Source organism: Brasilonema sp. UFV-L1 (assembly GCF_012912105.1).
Taxonomy (GTDB): Bacteria; Cyanobacteriota; Cyanobacteriia; order Cyanobacteriales; family Nostocaceae; genus Brasilonema.
Genome location: NZ_QMEA01000013.1, coordinates 64,728 through 85,318, shown reverse-complemented (window position 1 = coordinate 85,318; position 20,591 = coordinate 64,728). Strand labels below are relative to the sequence as shown.

General features: G+C 39.9%; 21 protein-coding genes. 5 read left to right on the top strand and 16 right to left on the bottom strand.

Annotated features, from left to right (window positions below; genetic code table 11):
- Positions 1–24: 24 nt before the first annotated feature.
- A complete protein-coding gene (locus tag DP117_RS06685) occupies positions 25–615 on the top strand; it encodes a nucleoside triphosphate pyrophosphatase (protein ID WP_169217548.1) in 591 nt (196 codons plus the stop codon).
- A gap of 46 nt (positions 616–661) precedes the next feature.
- Here the strand turns inward: DP117_RS06685 and DP117_RS06680 are convergent, their stop codons facing one another.
- Positions 662–967: a DUF4090 family protein gene (locus tag DP117_RS06680; protein WP_169217543.1), complete on the bottom strand. Its 306-nt coding sequence runs from the start codon at positions 965–967 to the stop codon at positions 662–664.
- Positions 968–1,206: 239 nt separating this feature from the next.
- On the opposite strand from DP117_RS06680, the gene DP117_RS06675 reads away from it, so the two are divergent.
- Positions 1,207–1,593, top strand: a complete 387-nt coding sequence (locus DP117_RS06675; protein ID WP_169217542.1) for a hypothetical protein — start codon at positions 1,207–1,209, stop codon at positions 1,591–1,593.
- A 76-nt stretch (positions 1,594–1,669) separates the two neighbouring features.
- On the opposite strand, the gene DP117_RS06670 is transcribed toward DP117_RS06675, so the two are convergent.
- The 5 genes from DP117_RS06670 to DP117_RS06650 all read right to left on the bottom strand — a co-directional run bounded on the left by DP117_RS06670 (position 1,670) and on the right by DP117_RS06650 (position 5,979).
- Complete coding sequence (locus DP117_RS06670) at positions 1,670–1,933, bottom strand: hypothetical protein (protein ID WP_169217541.1); 264 nt, start codon at positions 1,931–1,933, stop codon at positions 1,670–1,672.
- Positions 1,934–2,059: 126 nt separating this feature from the next.
- A complete protein-coding gene (locus DP117_RS06665; protein WP_169217540.1) occupies positions 2,060–2,800 on the bottom strand; it encodes an amino acid ABC transporter ATP-binding protein in 741 nt (246 codons plus the stop codon).
- A 108-nt stretch (positions 2,801–2,908) separates the two neighbouring features.
- Complete coding sequence (locus DP117_RS06660; RefSeq protein WP_169217539.1) at positions 2,909–3,943, bottom strand: amino acid ABC transporter permease; 1,035 nt, start codon at positions 3,941–3,943, stop codon at positions 2,909–2,911.
- Positions 3,944–3,953: 10 nt separating this feature from the next.
- Positions 3,954–4,871, bottom strand: coding sequence for an ABC transporter permease subunit (locus tag DP117_RS06655; RefSeq protein ID WP_169217538.1), 918 nt, complete (start codon positions 4,869–4,871; stop codon positions 3,954–3,956).
- 64 nt (positions 4,872–4,935) lie between these two features.
- On the bottom strand, positions 4,936–5,979 hold the full coding sequence (locus tag DP117_RS06650; protein ID WP_169217537.1) for an amino acid ABC transporter substrate-binding protein: 1,044 nt from the start codon (positions 5,977–5,979) through the stop codon (positions 4,936–4,938).
- A gap of 571 nt (positions 5,980–6,550) precedes the next feature.
- Between DP117_RS06650 and DP117_RS06645 the strand changes: the two genes are divergently transcribed.
- On the top strand, positions 6,551–7,282 hold the full coding sequence (locus DP117_RS06645; RefSeq protein ID WP_169217536.1) for a nuclear transport factor 2 family protein: 732 nt from the start codon (positions 6,551–6,553) through the stop codon (positions 7,280–7,282).
- A 46-nt stretch (positions 7,283–7,328) separates the two neighbouring features.
- Here the strand turns inward: DP117_RS06645 and DP117_RS06640 are convergent, their stop codons facing one another.
- The 3 genes from DP117_RS06640 to DP117_RS06630 all read right to left on the bottom strand — a co-directional run bounded on the left by DP117_RS06640 (position 7,329) and on the right by DP117_RS06630 (position 9,630).
- Positions 7,329–8,057 carry a haloacid dehalogenase type II gene (locus tag DP117_RS06640; protein ID WP_169217535.1) on the bottom strand — a complete coding sequence of 243 codons (729 nt, stop codon included), beginning with the start codon at positions 8,055–8,057 and terminating at the stop codon, positions 7,329–7,331.
- A gap of 17 nt (positions 8,058–8,074) precedes the next feature.
- Positions 8,075–8,809, bottom strand: a complete 735-nt coding sequence (locus DP117_RS06635; RefSeq protein WP_211175953.1) for a GntR family transcriptional regulator — start codon at positions 8,807–8,809, stop codon at positions 8,075–8,077.
- Positions 8,810–8,922: 113 nt separating this feature from the next.
- On the bottom strand, positions 8,923–9,630 hold the full coding sequence (locus tag DP117_RS06630; protein ID WP_169217534.1) for a rhomboid family intramembrane serine protease: 708 nt from the start codon (positions 9,628–9,630) through the stop codon (positions 8,923–8,925).
- A 128-nt stretch (positions 9,631–9,758) separates the two neighbouring features.
- On the opposite strand from DP117_RS06630, the gene DP117_RS06625 reads away from it, so the two are divergent.
- A complete protein-coding gene (locus DP117_RS06625) occupies positions 9,759–11,867 on the top strand; it encodes a tetratricopeptide repeat protein (RefSeq protein ID WP_169217533.1) in 2,109 nt (702 codons plus the stop codon).
- A gap of 36 nt (positions 11,868–11,903) precedes the next feature.
- Here the strand turns inward: DP117_RS06625 and DP117_RS06620 are convergent, their stop codons facing one another.
- The 4 genes from DP117_RS06620 to DP117_RS36905 form a co-directional block, all read right to left on the bottom strand.
- A complete protein-coding gene (locus tag DP117_RS06620) occupies positions 11,904–13,715 on the bottom strand; it encodes a serine/threonine-protein kinase (RefSeq protein WP_169217532.1) in 1,812 nt (603 codons plus the stop codon).
- A 289-nt stretch (positions 13,716–14,004) separates the two neighbouring features.
- Positions 14,005–15,564: a GTP-binding protein gene (locus DP117_RS06615; protein WP_169217531.1), complete on the bottom strand. Its 1,560-nt coding sequence runs from the start codon at positions 15,562–15,564 to the stop codon at positions 14,005–14,007.
- Positions 15,565–15,716: 152 nt separating this feature from the next.
- The gene (locus tag DP117_RS06610) at positions 15,717–15,968 is read right to left on the bottom strand and encodes a hypothetical protein (protein WP_211175952.1); all 252 of its coding nucleotides are present in this window, start codon (positions 15,966–15,968) and stop codon (positions 15,717–15,719) included.
- On the bottom strand, positions 15,965–16,099 hold the full coding sequence (locus DP117_RS36905; RefSeq protein WP_282440259.1) for a hypothetical protein: 135 nt from the start codon (positions 16,097–16,099) through the stop codon (positions 15,965–15,967). Before DP117_RS36905 ends, DP117_RS06610 begins: the two co-directional genes overlap by 4 nt.
- A 235-nt stretch (positions 16,100–16,334) precedes the next feature.
- On the opposite strand from DP117_RS36905, the gene DP117_RS06605 reads away from it, so the two are divergent.
- Entirely contained in the window at positions 16,335–16,859 is a 525-nt protein-coding gene (locus DP117_RS06605; RefSeq protein ID WP_169217530.1) for a DUF937 domain-containing protein, read from the top strand.
- Positions 16,860–17,074: 215 nt separating this feature from the next.
- On the opposite strand, the gene DP117_RS06600 is transcribed toward DP117_RS06605, so the two are convergent.
- The 3 genes from DP117_RS06600 to DP117_RS06590 form a co-directional block, all read right to left on the bottom strand.
- Positions 17,075–18,670: an alkaline phosphatase D family protein gene (locus tag DP117_RS06600; protein WP_169217529.1), complete on the bottom strand. Its 1,596-nt coding sequence runs from the start codon at positions 18,668–18,670 to the stop codon at positions 17,075–17,077.
- Positions 18,671–19,322: 652 nt separating this feature from the next.
- Positions 19,323–20,093, bottom strand: coding sequence for an SDR family NAD(P)-dependent oxidoreductase (locus tag DP117_RS06595; protein WP_169217528.1), 771 nt, complete (start codon positions 20,091–20,093; stop codon positions 19,323–19,325).
- A gap of 85 nt (positions 20,094–20,178) precedes the next feature.
- Entirely contained in the window at positions 20,179–20,469 is a 291-nt protein-coding gene (locus tag DP117_RS06590) for a hypothetical protein (RefSeq protein WP_169217527.1), read from the bottom strand.
- Positions 20,470–20,591: the final 122 nt, after the last annotated feature.

Sequence of the window (20,591 nt, the reverse complement as noted above, 5' to 3'; positions counted from 1 at the left end):
CCCCATCCCCCCATCCCTCCTCCTATGGGTACTCCACGCTTTGTACTCGCCTCTGCTTCAGTTGCGCGACGTCACTTACTACAAATAGCTGGGATTGAACCTTTGGTTTATCCCAGCGATTTTGATGAGTCGCAAATCCAAATAGATAACCCTGCACAATTGGTGCAAGTTCTTGCCCAACGAAAAGCAGAAACTGTAGCCCCTCAGTTTCAATCGGCTTTAATTATGGGTTGCGATTCTGTTTTAGCTGTCAACGGTGAAATTCATGGTAAACCAGCAGATGCTGAACAAGCGCGTCTACGTTGGCAAAAAATGCAAGGTCATTCTGGTGACCTTTATACAGGTCATGCTTTCATTGACTTAACTCAAAACCGTACTTTAGTCAAGTATCAAGTAACAAAAGTTTACTTTGCTCAACTCAGCAGTCACACAATTGATGCATATGTTGCGACAGGTGAACCTTTAAAATGTGCTGGTGCTTTTGCTCTTGAAGGTCGTGGTGGTTTGTTTGTAGAAAAACTTGAAGGTTGCCATAGCAACGTGATTGGACTAAGTTTACCTCTGCTACGGCAAATGCTAGCGGATTTAGGATACAGTGTCACAGATTTTTGGTGAATCATGAACAAAGAAGAAAATTGCTTCTTTGTTTTTGCTTCTGATTTCACTTTCCGCCATAAAAGAAGGCAACTTCTTTTTCTTTTAAAGTTGCAAAACCAGCATCTGTCAGCATTTGGTTGAGTTCTGCTTGGGGAATGTGTTTTGCCCCAATTCGCACAATGCGGGAACGCATTGTGTTACTAACGCCACTGCGCTGTCTGTTTGCTTCTAGCGCCATGACTTTGTGATAAAGTTCTAGCTTGGCGGGGGGAATCGGGGAACCATCAAAATCTATTCCGCTTGCAATTGCTTCATCAACTGCATCAGCACCTGTGGTTGTTTGGTTTTCTTGGTTAATTTCAGCAGTCATGGCAGTGTTTAGTATTAACCTTACTAGAGAATTGTACCAGGCATCGTGAACACAGAAAGAAAGAAAGTGATGTAGTGACTCCTATCTCCTGACTCGGTGACTCGGTAACTCCTGACTCGGTGACTCCTTTCATTTTTGATTTTCTTTGAGCTTTACGCGTGTATGTTTCGACATACGCTTGTCACTTTTGGAGCTTTTGGTTTAATCTCAAACCAACGGTAAAGCATGATCATAGCGCTATGTCAGACCCTCACACTCCTCGTCAGAAAGACCGTGCCCTAGAAAAAGCTCTCACTAACAAAATTATTGATGATTATTTTGATAACTCAGAAAGCTGGCTGCGAGCCATTTTGCGGATGTGTATCTTCTCTTTGGGTCATTTAGATGGACAACCCGTTTTTGTTGTAGAGTGTCCCAATCAAGCAGTTGCTAAGCGGTTGAGTCGAAAAACTTATCCATTTAGAGGAATTGTCTACTATCTAACTGACAATTTTAACGCTGGCGATCGCTCTCTGTTTTGCTACCGAGACTGTTCTGAGGGAACTTGGCGTTGTTTTGATACTAAGACCAACTCTTGGAGAACTTTGAGTTATCGACAAAAGCCGATAGCCCCTACTGACGGCTGATAAAGCAGGGGAAATGCGGGAAGCACCTGGTGCAGGGAAAGCAGGGGAAAAATAACTCCCTTACTCCCTCACCTCTCTATTCCCGATTTTGTCGTGTGACTAAACCCCCAACAAATGCACCCAAAACAGTTCCTGTCCACAGTCCTCTTGTGCTACTTTGCCAAACTGCTGGTAAAGCTGCTGGTGGTGTTACCAAATGACACATCTCCTTCAAGCCCCAAGTTTTATTTTGACACTTCTGGCTGTGGAGACTTAAGGTGATTTGCCATCCGATGTAACCTCCAAAAAATCCTGACAGGAGTGCCAAGAAGGTGCAAATGAGAGTTCGATTTTTAGTCATGAGTCATCAGTCATGAGTCAAGAAATTGAAGTATTATTAACGAGGTTTAAGAACTATGAAGCTTATAGAGTCAGCATTGTAGCGTGTTTAGTCGCCTATCAGCTCAATCATATAATTTACGTTTTGTTAAAGAATCTGAGATAAAAATTTACGAGTGCGATCGTGCTTCGGATTTTGAAAGAAAGTACTTGGTGTGGCTTCCTCAACAATCGTACCGCTATCCATTAATATCACACGGTCAGCAGCTTCGCGAGCAAATCCAACTTCATGAGTCACAACAACCATTGTCATACCATCAGCAGCGAGGGTTTTGATAACATCCAAAACTTCTCGCACCATCTCTGGGTCTAAAGCGGAAGTGGGTTCATCAAAAAGTATAACCTTAGGCTGCATAGCTAGTGCTCTTGCAATAGCAACTCGTTGCTGCTGTCCACCTGACAATTGTCCTGGATATTTCTGTGCTTGTTCCAAAATTCCGACTCGTTCTAGCAACTGCATCGCCGTTTCTTCTGCTTTGACTTTCGTCCACTTGCGCACCCAAGTTGGTGCCAAAGTGATATTTTGCAAGACACTTAAGTGAGGAAACAAATTAAACTGTTGAAAAACCATCCCGACTTCTCGCCGAATTGCCTCAATATTTCGCATATCATTTGTGAGGTCAATTCCATCAATTTCAATTCGTCCTTGTTGATATTCTTCTAAAGCATTAAAGGTGCGAATAAAAGTCGATTTTCCTGAACCCGAAGGTCCCATCAACACAACCACTTCTCCACGATTTACTGTCAGGCTAACCCCTTTGAGAACGTGAAACTTTCCATACCACTTATGGATATCTTGAGCAATAATAATAGGCTTTTGTTGATGCATAATTATTGAGTTATTAGTTAGTTATTAGTTAGCCAGCAGGGAAAATCAACATTATGAATTCAAAACGCATTTTTTTTGAATTTTGAATTTTGAATTGTTTTGTCCCCATCACCGTTGACCGACACCCAATTCCTTTTCCAGGCGTCGAGAAGCTAAGGACATAGAATAGCAAAAGACCCAATAAATAAATGCAATGAATAAATAGACTTCTGCATAGCGAGCAATAAATTGAGGTTGAGCCAAAATAGCACGAGAAATTCCTGTTAATTCTAATAATCCAACAATTGATAACAAGGAAGTATCTTTAAACAAACCGATAAATTGACCAACAAGTGCTGGGATAACAGCACGTAGGGCTTGAGGAAGAACAATGAGTAGTAATGTTAAAGGAGGATTCAACCCCAAAACTTTAGCCGCTTCAATTTGTCCGCGTGGAATTGATTGAAGACCACCACGTACATTTTCTGCTAAATAAGCAGCACTAAAGAAAATTACACCAGCAATTCCCCTTAAAACTCTATCTAAACGGTATTCTACTGGCAGGAACAAAGATAACATCACTTGAGCAAAGAATAAAACTCCAATCAGTGGCAGTCCTCGAATAATTTCAATGTAGAGGATACTAAACCAACGCACAACAGGTAGCTGACTTTGACGACCTAATGCTAATAAAACACCCAAAGGAAAAGACAGAACAATACTAATCACCGCTATCACCAAAGTCAGCAACAAACCATTCCACAAATTGCTTTCTACTGGTTGCAGTCCAAAGCCTCCCCCAATCAGCCATAGGATAATTGGAAACGAAAGCGCCCACCCAAAGGGTAACCAACTGTTCATCTGACGGGGTAAGCGTTTTGTAAAAGTTCCCCATGACAAGCCAGTCAAACCGAGGATAATGAAAAGTGCTAGCCACAGTCGCCAGTAAAGTTGTTGTGGAAAACGACCAACAAAAAATAAAGATAAGTTGGCTGTGATGACTTGCCATTTTGCTTGAGTCAATACCCAAGTCAGGATACCTTTGATGCCAAAAAAGAGTAACCAAAGACAGACAACAGTAAGAATACTGTTGTACCAGTTGTTAAATAGATTTTTCTGTAGCCATTGTAAGGTATTAGGTTTTTGATTTTTAAAAGAACTCATTTGAAAAAACTCATCTTTCCTTGAGTTGCACGCTACGGTTTAACAAATTCATCCCAAAAGAGATGGTCAGGCTAATGGTCAGATAGGTAATCATAATTAACAGAATAACTTCTACAACTCGACCTGTTTGGTTAAAAGTTGTAGAAGCAACAAAATAAATATCAGGATAACCGATCGCAATTGCTAAACTAGAATTCTTCGCTAAGTTAAGATACTGACTGCTTAATGGTGGAATCATCAGCCGCAAAGCTTGAGGAAAAATCACGAGGCGTAAAATGAGAAGCGGTTTGAAACCTAACGCCCGTGCTGCTTCCCATTGTCCTTTAGGAACTGATAAAATCCCAGCTCTCACAATTTCGGCGATAAAGGAACCAGTGTACAGCGTTAGTCCAAGGATGAGTGTTGATAACTCAGAAGAGAGTTCTATTCCAAAAGGAAGCGTAACTCCTCGATTGTTAATATTTATAAAGCCAAGTAGGGAAATTTGATTTTCTGTTTTTGGTAAACTGAGGAAAACCGCAAAGTACCAAAAGAACAATTGCAGAAGTAACGGTGTGTTGCGTAAGGTTTCGACATACACTAGAGCTAGCTGACGCACTAACCAATTATCTGATAGCCGCGCCACTCCTACGGTAATGCCAATAATTGTTGCCAAAATGATGCCAAAAACGATAACTCGCAGGGAGTTCACCAGTCCAACCAGTAAAGCACGACTGTAGGAGTCAGAAGGTTTATAGGGAATCGGGGTTTCACCAATATCGAAAGATGCTTGGAATTGTAGAAAATCAAATCCTAGTTGAAGACCTAGCCGCTGGAGATTGTATGTCAGGTTGTGCCATAGTATCATCACAACGATGGCAGCTATAAATGCGGCTATTAACTGACCGAGAATAGGAAAAAACTTTCGGTTGCGCCAAATTGGAGTCATAGTAAAACAGTGAACAATGAACAGTACACAGTGAACAATTGATAACTGATAACTGATAACTTGTTTATCGGAAGGGAGGAGCGTAAAGAATACCACCTTGATTCCACAGTTTGTTTGGACCACGTTCCAGTTTTAACTCAGAGTTTTTCCCTAAATTACGCTCGTAAATTTCACCATAATTGCCTACATTTTTGATAATCCGAACCACAAAGTCGTTTGTTAAACCCATCGCTTTACCAAGGTTACCTTCTGTACCTAGCAAGCGCTTCACTTCTGGGTTATTACTGTTTGCTAATTGACCAACATTTTGCGAGTTGACTCCCAGTTCTTCAGCATTGATAAGAGCAAAAATTGTCCATCTGACCATATCAAACCACTTAGAATCTCCATTGACTACAGCAGGTGCGAGAGGTTCTTTTGACAGCACAATATCTAAAACAACATGGTCATCCGGTTTAGATAGGGTGGTGCGACCGGAAACGAGTTGAGAACGGTCTCCAGTGAGGCCTTCGCAGCGACCTTGCTCGTAGGTAGCAAAAACCGTGTTAAAATCTTCAAAAACCAAAGGCTTGTAGTTAATACCACGTTGCCGCATTTGGTCTGTCAGGTTTTGCTCGTTGGTGGTTCCTGTTCCCATGCAGATAGATTTGCCCTTGAAGTCTTCGAGCTTCTGAATACCACTATTTTTTTTCACCATTATGCCTTGACCGTCGTAAAATACCACGGCAGCAAATTTTATACCTATAGAGGTGTCTCGGCTCATACTCCAAGTGGTATTTCGGCTGAGGATGTCAACTTCGCCCGTTTGCAAGGCTGTAAAACGTTCTTTGGAGTTTAAGTTGCGGAATTCTACTTTGTTGGGGTCATTAAAAAGTGCTGCGGCGATCGCCCGACAAACATCCACATCCAGCCCTGCATATTCACCGTTAGGCTTAACATAGCTAAAGCCTGGTAGTTGTCCGCTGACACCGCAAATGAGCTTACCACGGCTTTTGATTGTATCTAGTAGACTTGAGCCACTTCCTCCTACCTGTCCAGCACAGGCACTCAGTGAAAATACTAGGGGTAAGGTAGCCAGCAGTAATAACCCCCGTTTACGCTTCAACATTTACCAATTTTTTCCTCTGCTCAATAAAGACTAAGATACTTTATTGTTTGCCAAATGGTTGCAGAGGTGAGCAGTTTATACTAAAAATGTTAGAGCAAGCTACTTAGGCTCTCTATGGCTAGTGCCTAACGCACCATGTCCACTTAAAGACTTATCATTACAGCAGTTTGCAAGTAAATGAGGTACACAACCTAGACTTCACGCGCCAGATATGAAGACTGTTTTACTCCTGATACCAAGTTGCAGTCAAACATGGTATTCCGTCATTGCGACTGGAACGGAGTGGAAGGAAGCAATCTCATCAACCCTGAACTACTACAACAGAACGCAAAAATGGTCATTTTGGGTGATGTTTTCATAATCAGCCGACATCAAAGCCACGGTTTGAAACAACGGTAAATCAATGATTTTGACCAGATGCGTTGCAAAACTTTACAACGTGTCCCAATTTGCACGTATCCCGGCTATACCCCAACGTGAGATGCTAGAAAATAGCACTCAAAATTTCTCATGGTACAGAAAGACTTTACAAAGTTTTTAACGTTTTACTGTTATATATCGGGGAATTGAGATGAAACAGCCTGTTTTAGCTATAACACTGCTAGCAGCAACAGTTTTTATTACCAATGTTGCTTATGCTGATGAGCAAACTGACAAGCAAGCAATTATTGAAGCTTATCGTAAATATGATGCTGCCATTGAGCGCAAAGATATCAATCAAACTTTTGCCGACTATGCACCTGAATTCACCATAGTTAGACTTAATGGAAAGTTAACAAATCTGAAGCAAGAGCGCCAACAAACACAAAAGTCTTTTCAAAATGTACGTCAAATCAAGGTGCATAATGAGATTAAACAAATTCAAATCAATGGGCAGACTGCTACAGTAATCGGTGTTGGACATTCCAAAGCAATTATTTCAAATTCCAAAAATCCTCAAGTTCCTGTACCCTATTCCTCAATAAGCCAATATCAAGACAGTTGGAAACGTACAAATAGTGGGTGGAAGCTTATAAGTAATCGCGTTTTGCAGCAACGAGCTAATTTGAGGCGAAATAATCAACGTTCAAATAATCAAATCCGTCGAAGTCCTAACTCATTATCAATGCTAGAATACTATAACCAAGGTTCAGATGCTATTGAACGCTGCTATGAACGTGGACAACATTGTGAAAAGATGAATCGAATTCAAAATATTCTGATGTCAAAGTGCGCTCAGGGTAATCGCGACGCCTGCTCAACTTACAATGCTTTAATACAGCTTAGGAGTATGAAAGACGCTAATATGATACTTGGCTTTTAAACCAACCTTCTATCTGCCACCTTCGTTTACCCCACCAAAAATGATGCTAGCTTTGAGAGTTTTGGTAGATACTACAATTAATTTTTGCAGCCAAACTTTTCAAATCTGGTACTTCCAAATCTGGTTTGCCTTGAGCAGGTAAAGCAGCTCCTGAACCTTCTAGCCCTAATCTACGATTTACCCAAACTGTGGATAACCCTAAGGAATTTGCTGGAATAATATCATGGTAAATACTACCAGCAACGTGCAGGATTTTTTCAGACGAGATACCAATTTTTGCAAGACGGGCGATCGCCTCCTGAAAATTTTGCACCGAAGGCTTGTAACTTTTCACCTGCTGTGCAGTCACAACTTCATCAAACTCAACTTGCAGATGTTTTGCACTGAAGGCAAACAGTTCATCATCAACATTAGAAATAATTGCTAGTTTAAATCTCTGTTTCAGCGTCTTGAGAGCTTCAACTGTGTCAGGAAAGGGTTGCCAATTCTTGATAGAATCAGCAAGTGCATTTAATTGTTCAGAAGAAGGCGTAAATCCAAATTGTTCTCCAAACTTTTGCACAACTCCCCTAAGAACATCTTTGTACTTGCGGTACTCTCCCTGCTCAAGACTAGACTCAAAACGAGCGAACCACTCAAGGATTTCGTTCTCACTTAATTGAATCTGATGAGACTGCAAAACTGTTTGCAACGCTTCCAGCACACCTTTTTCCCAATCAACTAAAGTTCCATAGCAATCAAAAGTCAAGACTTCATATTGATTCAGGTTAATCATGGTTTATACTCCCTAACTCAATGCTTTGTCAGATCTGAATTTTGTTTTTCTATTTCTTGCAGGTGTTCTACCAGTGCTTTACCATCTGTATTGTGGTTTTGAGCGATTTGCTCTGCTGTAGACGCATCACCTGAGCAAATTGCGTTTACCAATTCCCGATGCTGCTTTATGATGTCATCTAAATCTGGGTGCAGTGCATTGCACGAAATGATATAAAGACGAATTTGCTGTTCAACAATTTTGTACTGCTCTTGTAATCGACGATGACCAGCGAGTTGAATAATTGCCTTATGCAGGGTAAAATCTGCATTAGCAACATCGTTCCAATCACCCTTTTGAGCTGCTTTGACCAATTGCTGCAAGACAGCATTGAGTTCTTTTACCTGACTCGGTGTGATTGCAACAGCTGCAAGTCTCGCCGCCAAACTCTCCAGCGCACTTCGTAGTGTATATAACTCCCAAGCATCCTGCGAACTCAATCCCGAAACAGTACAACCTTTGTAGGGTAACTGTATAACCAAGCCTTCATAGGTTAACTGCTGCAATGCTGAGCGTATTGTTGCACGACTGAGATTAAATTGTTCTGCCAGATTGATTTCTAGCAAACGAGTCCCCGGTGCAAGTGTACCATTGAGAATTTGTTCTCGAATGACATCAGCTGCTTGAATATCTAAACTCCGAGGTATAATGACGGGTTTGGATTGATTCCCTTTCATTCTGATTGTCGTAGAAATGCGAACAAGTTGAGCCACAGTTGCAAACTCTGCGACTGCTGGTTTGATTGCAAACTATTCATACTCTGACTTTAGATGTTAAAATGTAGATTGTCAACAATCGACAATCAGCAATTGCAATCAGACCTGTTTCATAATCTCTGTAGTAGCTTGATAAAAACAGCACCAATAAATAAGCCCGCAAATTGCGTTAAATAACCAGTACTGACTGGGTTAACACCACCAGGAATATTCAAACTCCCAATTCCGTAAGAAATCTGTTGCACAAACCACCAAAATAAATAGAAAAAGGCTGGTAGTTGTACGGGAATAAATATAATGAAAAGAGGCAAAATACTATCAATTTTTACTTTAGGAAACTTAAAAACATAAGCTCCTAAAATAGCTGTTATCGCTCCATTTGCTCCAATCAATGGCACTGTCAAACTCGGTTCAGCTAAAATTTGGATGAATCCAGTCAAGATGCCAGAAACTAAATAAAATACTAAAAATTTTCTGTATCCGAGAATACTTTCAATTGTTTTGCCAAAAATCCACAAAAATATCAAATTTCCTAAAATTTGACTAAAACTGCCATGAAGGAACATTCCCACAAATAGTGAAGTCAAACCCTTGAGCACAACTATCCAAGCAGCTGCATTTCCAGCAAGCGCATTTGCAAAAGCTGCATTTATTTGTCCTGGAACCACACCCCAGCTATTTATAAAACTACCGAGTGTACCATCAAGCTCAAGTTTCAGTTCCCATAAAAATAGAGCAATGTTGATGCCAATAAGATAGTAAATAATAATTGGCTTTCTTTGTTTGAAAAAGAAAATGTTATCACTAATAGGAATCATATCAATAAGTTATTAGTTACTGAGTTATTCTCTTTATCTGGTTCATTTCCCCATCCTCTTATCGACCCTTAACAGAAGCTGTGGCAAGATTGGAATCAGACCGTACTACATGAAACTAGGCTCATCAAATGTTGGGAAACATACTTGTTGGACGATACCAAATTATTAGCTACTTGGGAGGAGGGGGATTTGGTGAAACCTTTGTGGCTTGTGATACTCAGTTACCTGGGTCACCTCAATGTGTTGTTAAGAAACTTAAGCCCCAAGCTAATGACCCCGATACTTTGCAGACAGCCAGACGCTTATTTGATACAGAAGCTCAAGTTTTGTATAAATTAGGTATTCATGACCGCATTCCTCAACTTCTAGCTTACTTTGAGGAGAACCAAGAATTTTATCTCGTACAGGAATTTATACAAGGTCATGACCTCAGCCAAGAAATCATACCAGAAAAACCCCTAGAGCAAGACCAAGTTCTTTGCCTTCTAGAAGAAATTTTAAATATTTTAGAATTTGTCCATCAGCAGCAGGTTATTCACCGTGATATCAATCCACGAAACATCATTAGGCGCAAGCCAGATGACAAGTTAGTTTTGATTGATTTTGGTGCAGTTAAACAAATCACGACTCAAGTCATTACTCCTGGTGGAAAAACAAAATGTACCGTTGCTATTGGTACTCCAGGATATATTCCCAGCGAACAAGCACAGGGAAATCCAAAATTCACCAGTGATATCTATGCTTTAGGGATATTGGGTATAGAAGCACTCACTGGATTATCTCCTGAACAACTAGAAAAAGATGCAGAAACTGATGAGATTATATGGCATAACCAGACTTCAGTCAGTGAGGAGTTTGCTAAATTTTTAAATAAGATGGTGTGTTATGACTTCCGGGAACGTTATTCTTCTGCAAAAGTTGCTCTACAAGCACTAAATGATTTAAAAAACTCTCAATCTCACACAATGACATTGAATGTTCCCATATCAAATCATAAGATTAAGAATAATTTGCCAAACATCAATCAACCTAAAAAAAAGAAATTAATAAAGTTTTTCGCGAGCATAAGTTTAATAGGGATAGGTGTAGGAGCATCTATATATATTGCTCATGCAATCAATTCTGTCAATGCTAGTGAATTATATAAACGAGCTAATACACTATACGAGTTACAACGATATCAAGATGCTTTATCAACATATGAAAAAGCGGTTAACATTAGACCAGATTATGCTCAAGCATTAAATGGTCAAGGTAAAAGTTTATATGAATTAAAAAAATATAAAGAAGCACTTGCAGCTTATGACAAAGCAATTCAAATAGAACCAGATTATCTAGAAGCTTGGAGTGGGCGTGGATTTGCATTAAATAACTTGCAAAGATATCAAGAAGCAATTGCTTCTTTTGAGAAAACACTGCAATTTCAAGAAAATTATCCAGAAGTTTGGGATGCTAAGGGAGAAGCTTTAACTCAATTAAACGAATATGACCAAGCACTAAAATCTTATGACAAAGCGATTGAGTTGAATCCAGGATATTATGACGCTTGGTATAACAAAGCATTTTTGCTGCAAAATTTAAAACGTTATGACGAAGCAATTTCGGCATATGATAAAGTTATTGAATTGAAGCAAGACTATGAAAGAGCTTGGTATAACAAAGGTAATGTTTTAGCAAATTTACAACGCTATCAAGATGCCGTTGTCGCTTATGAAAAAGCAGTTCAATATAAGCCGAACTATTACCAATCTTGGCTATCGAGAGGAAATTTACTGATGAATTTGCAACGTTATCCAGAAGCCCTTGAATCTTTTGAACAAGTCATTAAATACAATCCTAGAAATTATCAAGCGTGGTATGGTCATGGATGGTCATTACATCAAATGAAACGATATGAAGAAGCCGTATCATCCTATAATAAAGCAATTAAATTAGAGCGTGGTAATTATCAAGTCTGGTATAATCGAGGCAATTCACTCTACAATTTGAATAAGTATCAAGAGGCAATTTCATCTTATAATAAAGCAGTCAATTACGAACCGAAGCATTACGAAAGTTGGTATAGTAGAGGCAATGCTCTATTTAATATAAAACGTTATCAAGAAGCTATTGCATCATACGATAAAGTCATTAAAATAAAACCGGATTATCAACCAGCTATAAATGCACGCAATCAAGCACAACAAGCACAACAAGGGATAGGTCCTACTCCTGGGTCTATATTAAAAAGTCCATAGCTCAAAATTTCTGATTTCTTAACTTTTGAACCTTGACTATTTTATGTTGACTTCTTGTAATTGGTTACTTGGGTCAAAAGATTTTAGATTTGTCGGATAACTACTTGTGAGAAATGATTTTTTCATGTTTGTAGAAACAGGTGCTTTTGATGAAGCGATTTCTCGACCTTCAGCTTTTACAACCCGTTGCTTTTGAGTATATTCAATCAGTTTAGCTTGAGCTGTTGCATATGCAGGAGTATCTTTGGGAACTTGTTGGAGAAATTGAACAGCACTCTCAAAGTCTTGTTCTGCTGCTTGGCTGTAAGCTTTTTGTAGTAAGTAGGCTGCTCTGATACTTTTTTTGTGATTATACTCAGCCAATTTTCGTTGAACAATTGCTCCTGCAGAGCTTTCTTCAGGAATTTGACTCAGATAATCTAAAGCGCTGCTGAAATCTTTTGATGCTGCTTTTTCATAAGCCTTCGCTAATAAATCTTTTGTCTGTGTCTCAATCTTGATTTGTGCTTGTTCAACTAATTTATCTGTTTTTGATTGCCAATGTAAAATATCAGGTACTTGAGAACCTGCACGCAGTACATCTGACCAACGATTCTCTTGAAAAGCTTTTTCTGCTACTTTATATTGTTCAGCAGCATCTTGCCATTGTTTTTGCCATTCTTCAATACTAGCTTGTGCATCAGGATAGATATTACTATGTGAAGGAATTGATTTTGCAAGAGCAATTGCTCCGTTCAAATCTCCTGAGTGGTATTCTTCAGTTGCTTTGTATAATGCTTCTGTTTCTGAATAAGTTGGAGTGCTTTGTATAATAGAATAAACTCCAAATCCCATCACTAAAGAATTAGCGACTAAACCAACCTTCATTCCTGTCAATAATGAAGAGGAATTTAAAGAAATTCGATTTGTAAGGTGAGTATTTAACTTATTTTCTTGATTTTTTTCAGATTCCTCTGAAAAAGGAGTATGGTTGGCGTTTGTAGTGTATGGCTGCTTAGTTTCTAAAAACATTTGCTCAAGAGCCTGCAAGACTTCACCTACTGATTGGAAGCGCTCTTCGTAATTGTAGCGAATCATGTGGCTGATAATAGCAGCTAAATAATCGCTGACTGGTGTATTTTGAAAACGCCAGAGAATTTCATGAGTCTGAGGATCTACTTTTAATTGTAGTGGTGTCAGTCCTGTAAAAGCTTGAATAACAATCATTCCCAAAGCATAAATATCACTATTAGGTTGTGTTTGACCAACAAATTGCTCTGGTGGTATGTAACCTAACGAAGTGACGGGGATTCTATCTAAAGACAAGACCTCATCGACAATTTCAAAACCAATTGGTTGAATTGAACCAAAATCAATAAGAACTAACTTACCATCACAAGCGCGTCTGATTAAATTTTCTGGCTTAATATCACAGTGAATAACACCTTGAGAGTGAACGAAGTCTAATATTGACAGAACATCTTGTAAAAAGTTGATAACTTCACTTTCACTCCAGCGATAACCTGAATTGAGATGAGTCGGGAGTTCTGCTGTGAGTGGGTGTCCTTCTATAAACTCTTGTACTAGATAGAACCGTTCATGTTCTTCAAAGCAGGATATCAGTTGAGGAATTTGCTTATGATGTCCCAATTGCTTTAGTGTTTCAGTTTCTGTGAGAAACCTTAACCTCAGAGTTTGTAAGTAGCTTGGTTGGGAATTGATAACCTTGAGCTGTTTAACAACGCATTTGGGATTCTCTGGATTCTCAATGTCTACAGCAACGTATGTTTCGCCAAACACCCCTGCAGCCAGGGTTTGGACGACTTGGTAACGTCCTTGTAGTACTTTACCGATCATGTAGTTAGTCATTCGCTAGTTACCTAGTCACTGTTTATAAGGTTTTCTAACATTGCTTCCTGTTTCCGGAATTCATTCTTAAATGAAATGAAATAAGCGCTGAATAAAGCGCTGAGTTGTAAAATGCAAGTTCACAATATCTAAACAAAATTACTTAAAAAGATCTATTAGTTAGTATCTATAGTAACATTTAGGAGACGAGTTAAGTAAAAATATAGAATATCACCACTGCCGTTAAGCACTCGCAAGATGACTAGTCTGCTTTGTATGCCGGTTAATGTATCTGGTTTAATCAGGATTGTTACTGTAAAGATTTCTTGTCAAGTTTTTCTTCCTGTACCTCAGAACTTCTTTGCATTGGCTGCACCACCCGTGCGATCGCCTGCTGAATAAAAATCTTAATGAACTCATCGCGGCGATTGAGTTGAAACTGTCGCTGTACAACTTCAGTCATTCCTCCGTCACCCCAATCTTGATCATGACGAAAATACTCAATAAAACTCTTGCCTGCAATTCGCGTCAAGTAAGCGGCTGTTACACCTTGAATTGCTCTACCTATAATAAAAGTAGCAACGTTGAGCTGCAAGGCGGTCGTCAGTAATTGTAACGCTCCCTTGACGATTCCCAAACTAGCAAGAGTCTTTGCCAAAGACAGTGCTAATTCTCTGGCGTTATCCATATTCAATTCACAGCCGTAAACTCTCCCAATTTCCACCACCATTTGAGCATTGACAGCTGCTGTTGCTAGCAAATCAACGACTGGTAGAGGTGTTACTGAAACCACACCAGCACCAATCCATTGAAACCGATCTACAATTTTGTCAGCTTGACGGCGACGCTGAGTATCGATCAGTTTCCGCGCTTGCTCGCCTAATCGTACAGATTGCAGGAGAATATTATCAGCGACTAAATCTTCACCCTCCGCTCGTAAAATCGCTGCCATTCGCCGGAGTAAGGGTAAGATATCAGGTTCAGGCTGGAAAGTTCCCGCGTTTTCTAGTTCTACAGATTGGGGATTTGCGGCGATCGCCACCACATCACTTGGTGCAATAAATCCCCGAACTCGCTGACGCAACCTTGCCAGAATAGCTTCTTTGTCTTCATCTGTATACAAATCGCTTTTATTAAAGACAAGCAGCGAACGTTTTCCAATTTCAGCCAATGCCCGTAACGGCTCATATTCTGACTGTCGGATATCATTATCTACCACAAAAATAAGTAAATTTGCTTGTGTCGCCACCTCTCGTGCGAGTTGTTCTCTTTCAGTTCCCGCGACTCCTGCTTCTAAAATACCTGGTGTATCCGTAATTAAAATCTGGCGTTCTAATCCCTTCAACCTCAAACAATAAGTTTCTCCAACCTGAGTTGTTCCCATTGCTGCATCAACTTTACCCACCACACGTCCCATCACCGCATTCACCAGAGAAGTTTTACCAGCACTTCCAGTTCCAAACACAACGACTTGAATCTCGCCGCGAGCTAAATTAGTCTCAATTTCCCGCGACTGACTGAGTAAAGCTTGGCGTGCAACTTCATCTTGAATTTGTGCAACTTGTTGTTTGACAGCTTCTAAAGTAGAAGACGCAGCCTCAGATTTAGCAGCAGGGATTTCTACACTTGGGCGTTGTCTGCGCTGGCGCTGACGATTTTCACCAGCTTGAATCACAAACACATAATAGACAAACGCAGCAATTAAAGCTCCCAAAAGGACAATCAGCAAAAACAGCAGCAGATTACCCAGCAATGGCGCAGAATAAGAGAATTGCCAGTAAAGCCGACTAAAAGCATCAATCAGCCACAAGCTCAGTCCTAAAATAACGATAAGACCAACAATCAGCGTGATAATACGTGACAGAGGCATGGTTGTTAAAACAGCGCGTGGATACGTACCCAGATGCTTCTCATCTTAATGGTTTCAGTGTTTTTCAGCGCAAGTGTTGAGAAAGTACTCTCAGCAAAATAGCTTTCAACTCATTCCGTAAGGAGTCTTACTCAGCCTTCTTCAGAAAAAACTTACTCTTGCGGTTCTGACTTCTGCTGACGGTTCCTGTTGACCTCTTCTACTCGCTTTTTGATTGCCTCTTCTGCAAGACGGATGTTTTCTTCAATGGGCAAACCATTCTCATCATACATTGAAGGGTATCGTTTCACTTCCATATTTGATGGAATCTGAAATAAGAAACGAATTGCCTCAATATCATCCCTGTTTGCTAGTACGTAAGCTTTGAGTTCTGCTTTACTCATTTGTGCAAAGTTCGGCTTCATAGGAAATACCATTCTCCATTTGGGGGTACAACAACTTGAAGATCATCATCTGCACCAGCAAGAATAAAGACATTTCCTGTGTCAGCATCAAAACGAAATAGGTGTATGTCTTGGTGAAAATTGGATAACATCTGGCAAACTCGCATGCAAGCAAGAGCTTGTTTAGCTGTAGGATTGATAATATTTTCCTCAATTGTGACATAGGAATGACAATATCATCCATTGTGATCGCAGTCCGATCACAATAACTAAAGAAGCGTTCTTGAGATAGAAAAAGTTTATTTTTACTAAACAGTTAGAAACAAGTTGTCACTGATGTGTCAAAATTTGGTTTTGTTGGCATGAGTAAACAGGGAGAAAAAGCTCATGGGACTTTTTGACCAAATTATCGGTGCAATTGGCAATCCTAGTCAACAAGGCAATCTCGGTCAGATTGGCAATATCCTTAACACTGTGCAGATGTTAAGTAACAATACTGGTACAGATCCATCCACAATGCAATCGGCTTTGGGGATTGTTGGTGGCTATGTGCGTTCTGCTTTACAACAAAAACGAGAAACAGAAGGTCCACAAGCAGCGCAAGAGGTAGTCAATCAATTTGGCGATACCTCCCCTAATCCTCAAGCTGTTAACTCTCTTTTCGCTCCTTTTTTGCAGCAGCAGGTAGCTAATACTGTTGCACAGCGTACAGGTTTAGATGCAGGAATGATTCAACAATTACTACCAACTTTGGTTCCTTTGGTTCTAAATTTGTTGAAATCTGGCGCAAATTCCCAAAATCCCCAAGCAGGGGGAAATCCAGTCCTAAATTCTTTTCTTGATGCAGACGGCGATGGCGATGTTGATATTTCTGATGCCATGCGTATGGCTAGTCGGTATCTGGGTGGCTAGCACAGAAATACTAATTTCTCGTTGCTAAGCTGCTATGCATTTGATATAAATTTGCAATTGCATGCCATACCGTTCGTTAAAATCTCATTTCCAGGTTCTACCTGGAAATGCGGTTTTAGCGGTCCCGCCGCGAGTAAGATAGACAGAGCAGCTTTTCTACGGGCATTCCCAGTCAGAGACTGGGAACGAGAAAATGAGGTACGACGAAGCGTTTCTTACCTTTTTTCCGGCGGTAAATCTACACTGTAAAGAGTTTTGCCTTCCAAGTTAATCAATGCGACTGTCATCACTTCTGTGTAACTGTCAATTTTGACAGTACCAAAGAATTGGAAACCATCACTTGGAGGTCGATTTGCTTTGAGATCTTCAGGTATGCTGAGGAACTTCACCTCTGGACCAAAAGTATTGTCGAGTTTGTTTGGTCCAAATGTACCAGAGTTGAGAGGACCTGCAACAAATTCCCAGAAGGGTTTGAAGTCTTGAAACTGTGCTTTGTTAGGATCGTAATAGTGTGCTGCGGCGTAATGTACATCTGCAGTTAACCAGACAACATTGCTGATATTGTTTTGTTTGATGAAACGTAGTACATCAGCAAGTTCTAGTTCTCGTCCTAAGGCAGGACCATCTCCGTTAGCTAAGTTTTCAAAATTCGTGCTACCATCTGGAACAACGAGTCCAATAGGCATATCACTTGCAATCACTTTCCATGTTGCTGTTGATTTGCGCAGTTGATTTTTCAACCAACGCACTTGTGAACTGCCTAAAAATGCTGTTTCTGCACTTTGTTCTGTCTGGCGATTCTCTGAGTTTGGTCCTCGATAACTGCGTTTATCTAACATGAAAATTTCTAAATTAGGACCATACTTGAAAGAACGGTAAATCCTGGTTGGATCATCAGCATCAATCCGAATAGGAAAGTATTCTAAAAATGCTTGATTTCCGCGTTGTGCTAACAAGGATACGTCCTTGACTGTGTAGCGACTATCGTCGAGTATCTCGCCTGGGTACCAGTTGTTTGTGACTTCGTGGTCGTCCCATTGCGCTAGTATGGGAACCTCAGCATTAAAGCGACGAACGTTTTCATCCAATAAGTTATATATGTAGTTACCACGAAATTCTGCTAAAGTTTCAGCAACTTTTGATTTCTCTTGAGTGGTAATGTTTTTCCAAAAACTACCATCATCTAGCTTGACTTCCGATTGAATAGGACCATCCGCATAAATGGTGTCACCGGAGTGGATGAAAAAGTCTGGCTTGAGATTCCGGATCGTTTCGTAAATCTTCATACCACCAAAGTCAGGATTAATACCCCATCCTTGACCAGCAGTATCCCCAGACCAAGCAAAGAATACATTTTGTCGATATGCAGGAGAAGTTCGGAAAGTACCTTCAAAAGGGGCACTGTAAATTTTTGTATCAGACAAATCCTGGAAAGTCACCCGGTAAAATATTTGCTGAGCTGATGGTAAGTTTTTGAGATAAATTCGTGCTGTATAGTCGCTAGATTCTAAAGCACTTGGTCCAACAATACGCTGTGCGCCACGAAAAGATTCATCATTTGCATATTCTACAATCATTCGAGCCGGGCGATCGCTGCGACTCCAAATAACCGCTCTGTTACCATTGATATCACCACTTGCGACTCCATAAGGTATAGTGGGACGTGCTTTCTCAGATGTGATGATACCAGGTGCTTCAGCAAAACCTGTTGATTTTGACAAAAAGTTTGTGGCAATAATCCCACCACTGGTGATAGCTGAACCCAGCAAGAACTGGCGACGGTTTAGCTTGAGTGGAAAATTAAATTTCATAAAATTAACAATTGGTTAAATTTGCGATGTGGAATTGAATAAACACCAAACAACGAACTACAGCAAAGACGAGAAGGACACGAATAAATTTTCGTAAATCTTTTGGGGTAATATCTCAAACAAGTTGCGGCTTTGCCCCCCAATTCTACAAAGTTTATTGAGTCGGACTTCAAAATATAATTAAAAGTGAAAACAAGAAAAATAAGCATTCATATTTTTTAAAAACTATGATGTCTGGTAATACTTGGAATAAGATTAACAACTCGTTAAGCTATCATTAATGGATTTTCATTCAAATTGAATCAGATTACTTGATACTCACAATAATTCGATTGACAGCAATTCGTCAATGCCAAAATGATTAAGTATTACTTAGCAACTCTTGCTTGAACTTTTGTAAATCATCAAGCGTGCAGTCAAGAAGGCTTGAGAAAGTTTTTGACTATTTCAGGCAATGAAATGAAGAGTTTAAGACTTTTGACGATAACCTTTTATTAACCTTGTATACCTATATTTTTAACCTTAAATTGTTGATATATTTAAATTTGACAGGATATTCTTTTCTACGGTTAAGTTAACAGCATTCTGACCCTTGACTCCTGACCGGAGGCGGAGCGTCTCCGGCTCCGCTCCTGACAACTTCTCATGATTTTTACCAAGGTAAGCGGCTACCATCCCAGGAAAAAAACTGCCCGCTATCGCCATCCTGGAGTTGTTCGATGACAGCAAATAATTGATCAACTGTCCGTTCCACTGAAAATAATTTTTCCGCAGGTACATTTGCCTGAAATGGACGAGAAAGACGTGTATCAGTTGTACCAGGGTGTAACATAACTATCACTGTCTTGGGGCTACTTCTTTTATACTCAATCGCTGCTGTTCGCATGAGCATATTGAGTGCAGCTTTGGAGGCTCGATACCCATACCAGCCTCCTAATTGGTTATCCCCAATACTACCTATCTTGGCAGAAATACTGCCAAAAACACTACGTTCATGATGACGAAACAAAGGCAACAAGTGTTTGGCAAGCAGGATAGACCCAATACTGTTAACTTGGAAGTAGCGTATCAAATACTCTGAATTAATACGTCTTAAACTTTTTTCTGGTTGCAAATCACCGTCATGCAGCAATCCTACACAGTTCACAACTAAATGAAGCTTGTGAATCGCTGCACTAATTTGTTGAACAACATCAACAATCTGCGACTCATCAGTAATATCCATCGACAGACAAATTAATTTGTCAGGATGTTCGTCCTGAAGAGTTAATAAATCAAAAGCAGATTCTGGCTGGCGATAAGTCGCATAAACTTGAGCAAACCTGTCATCTTGCAATAATTTTTTCACAAAACCTAAACCAATGCCTTGACTTGCTCCCACAATGAATGCATTGGCGTTGCTAATCCCTTCAAGAAAAGACATTGATTTCCATTCATTAACTTTGTAAATATCTCTAAATCATTTTTTCAATGTGAGCATTCTCACATCACGACAGAAAACACCAAGACTAAGATTTAGCTGGAATGAGGCTGGCATTTTTTGTAGCACTATCCCAAACTATCCAGCAAAATTGGCTATCTAAATCACTTGCATCATTTGCAACTTGAAAATAAATCTTGTCACCGTTTCTTGTTTCAACAGCAAAGTCAGCATTTTGAGCATATATGACTTTAAAGCCTCTATCTCGTAGGCAATACATCGCCCAAGCTTTTAATGATTGTTTTTGTGCTTCGTGTGGAACTGGAGGTTTTTTAATCGCCTCTTCGATAACTTGATATGTCTTCTCTAAATTATTCATGACTCATTAGTAACCTTGGTAAGGTCATTGAAAATGATGACTTCAAAATCTCAAATTCTTTTTTTTTGAATTTTGAATTTTGTTAGCGCAGCGGGACGCAGTCCCGGATTGAATGAGCGAAT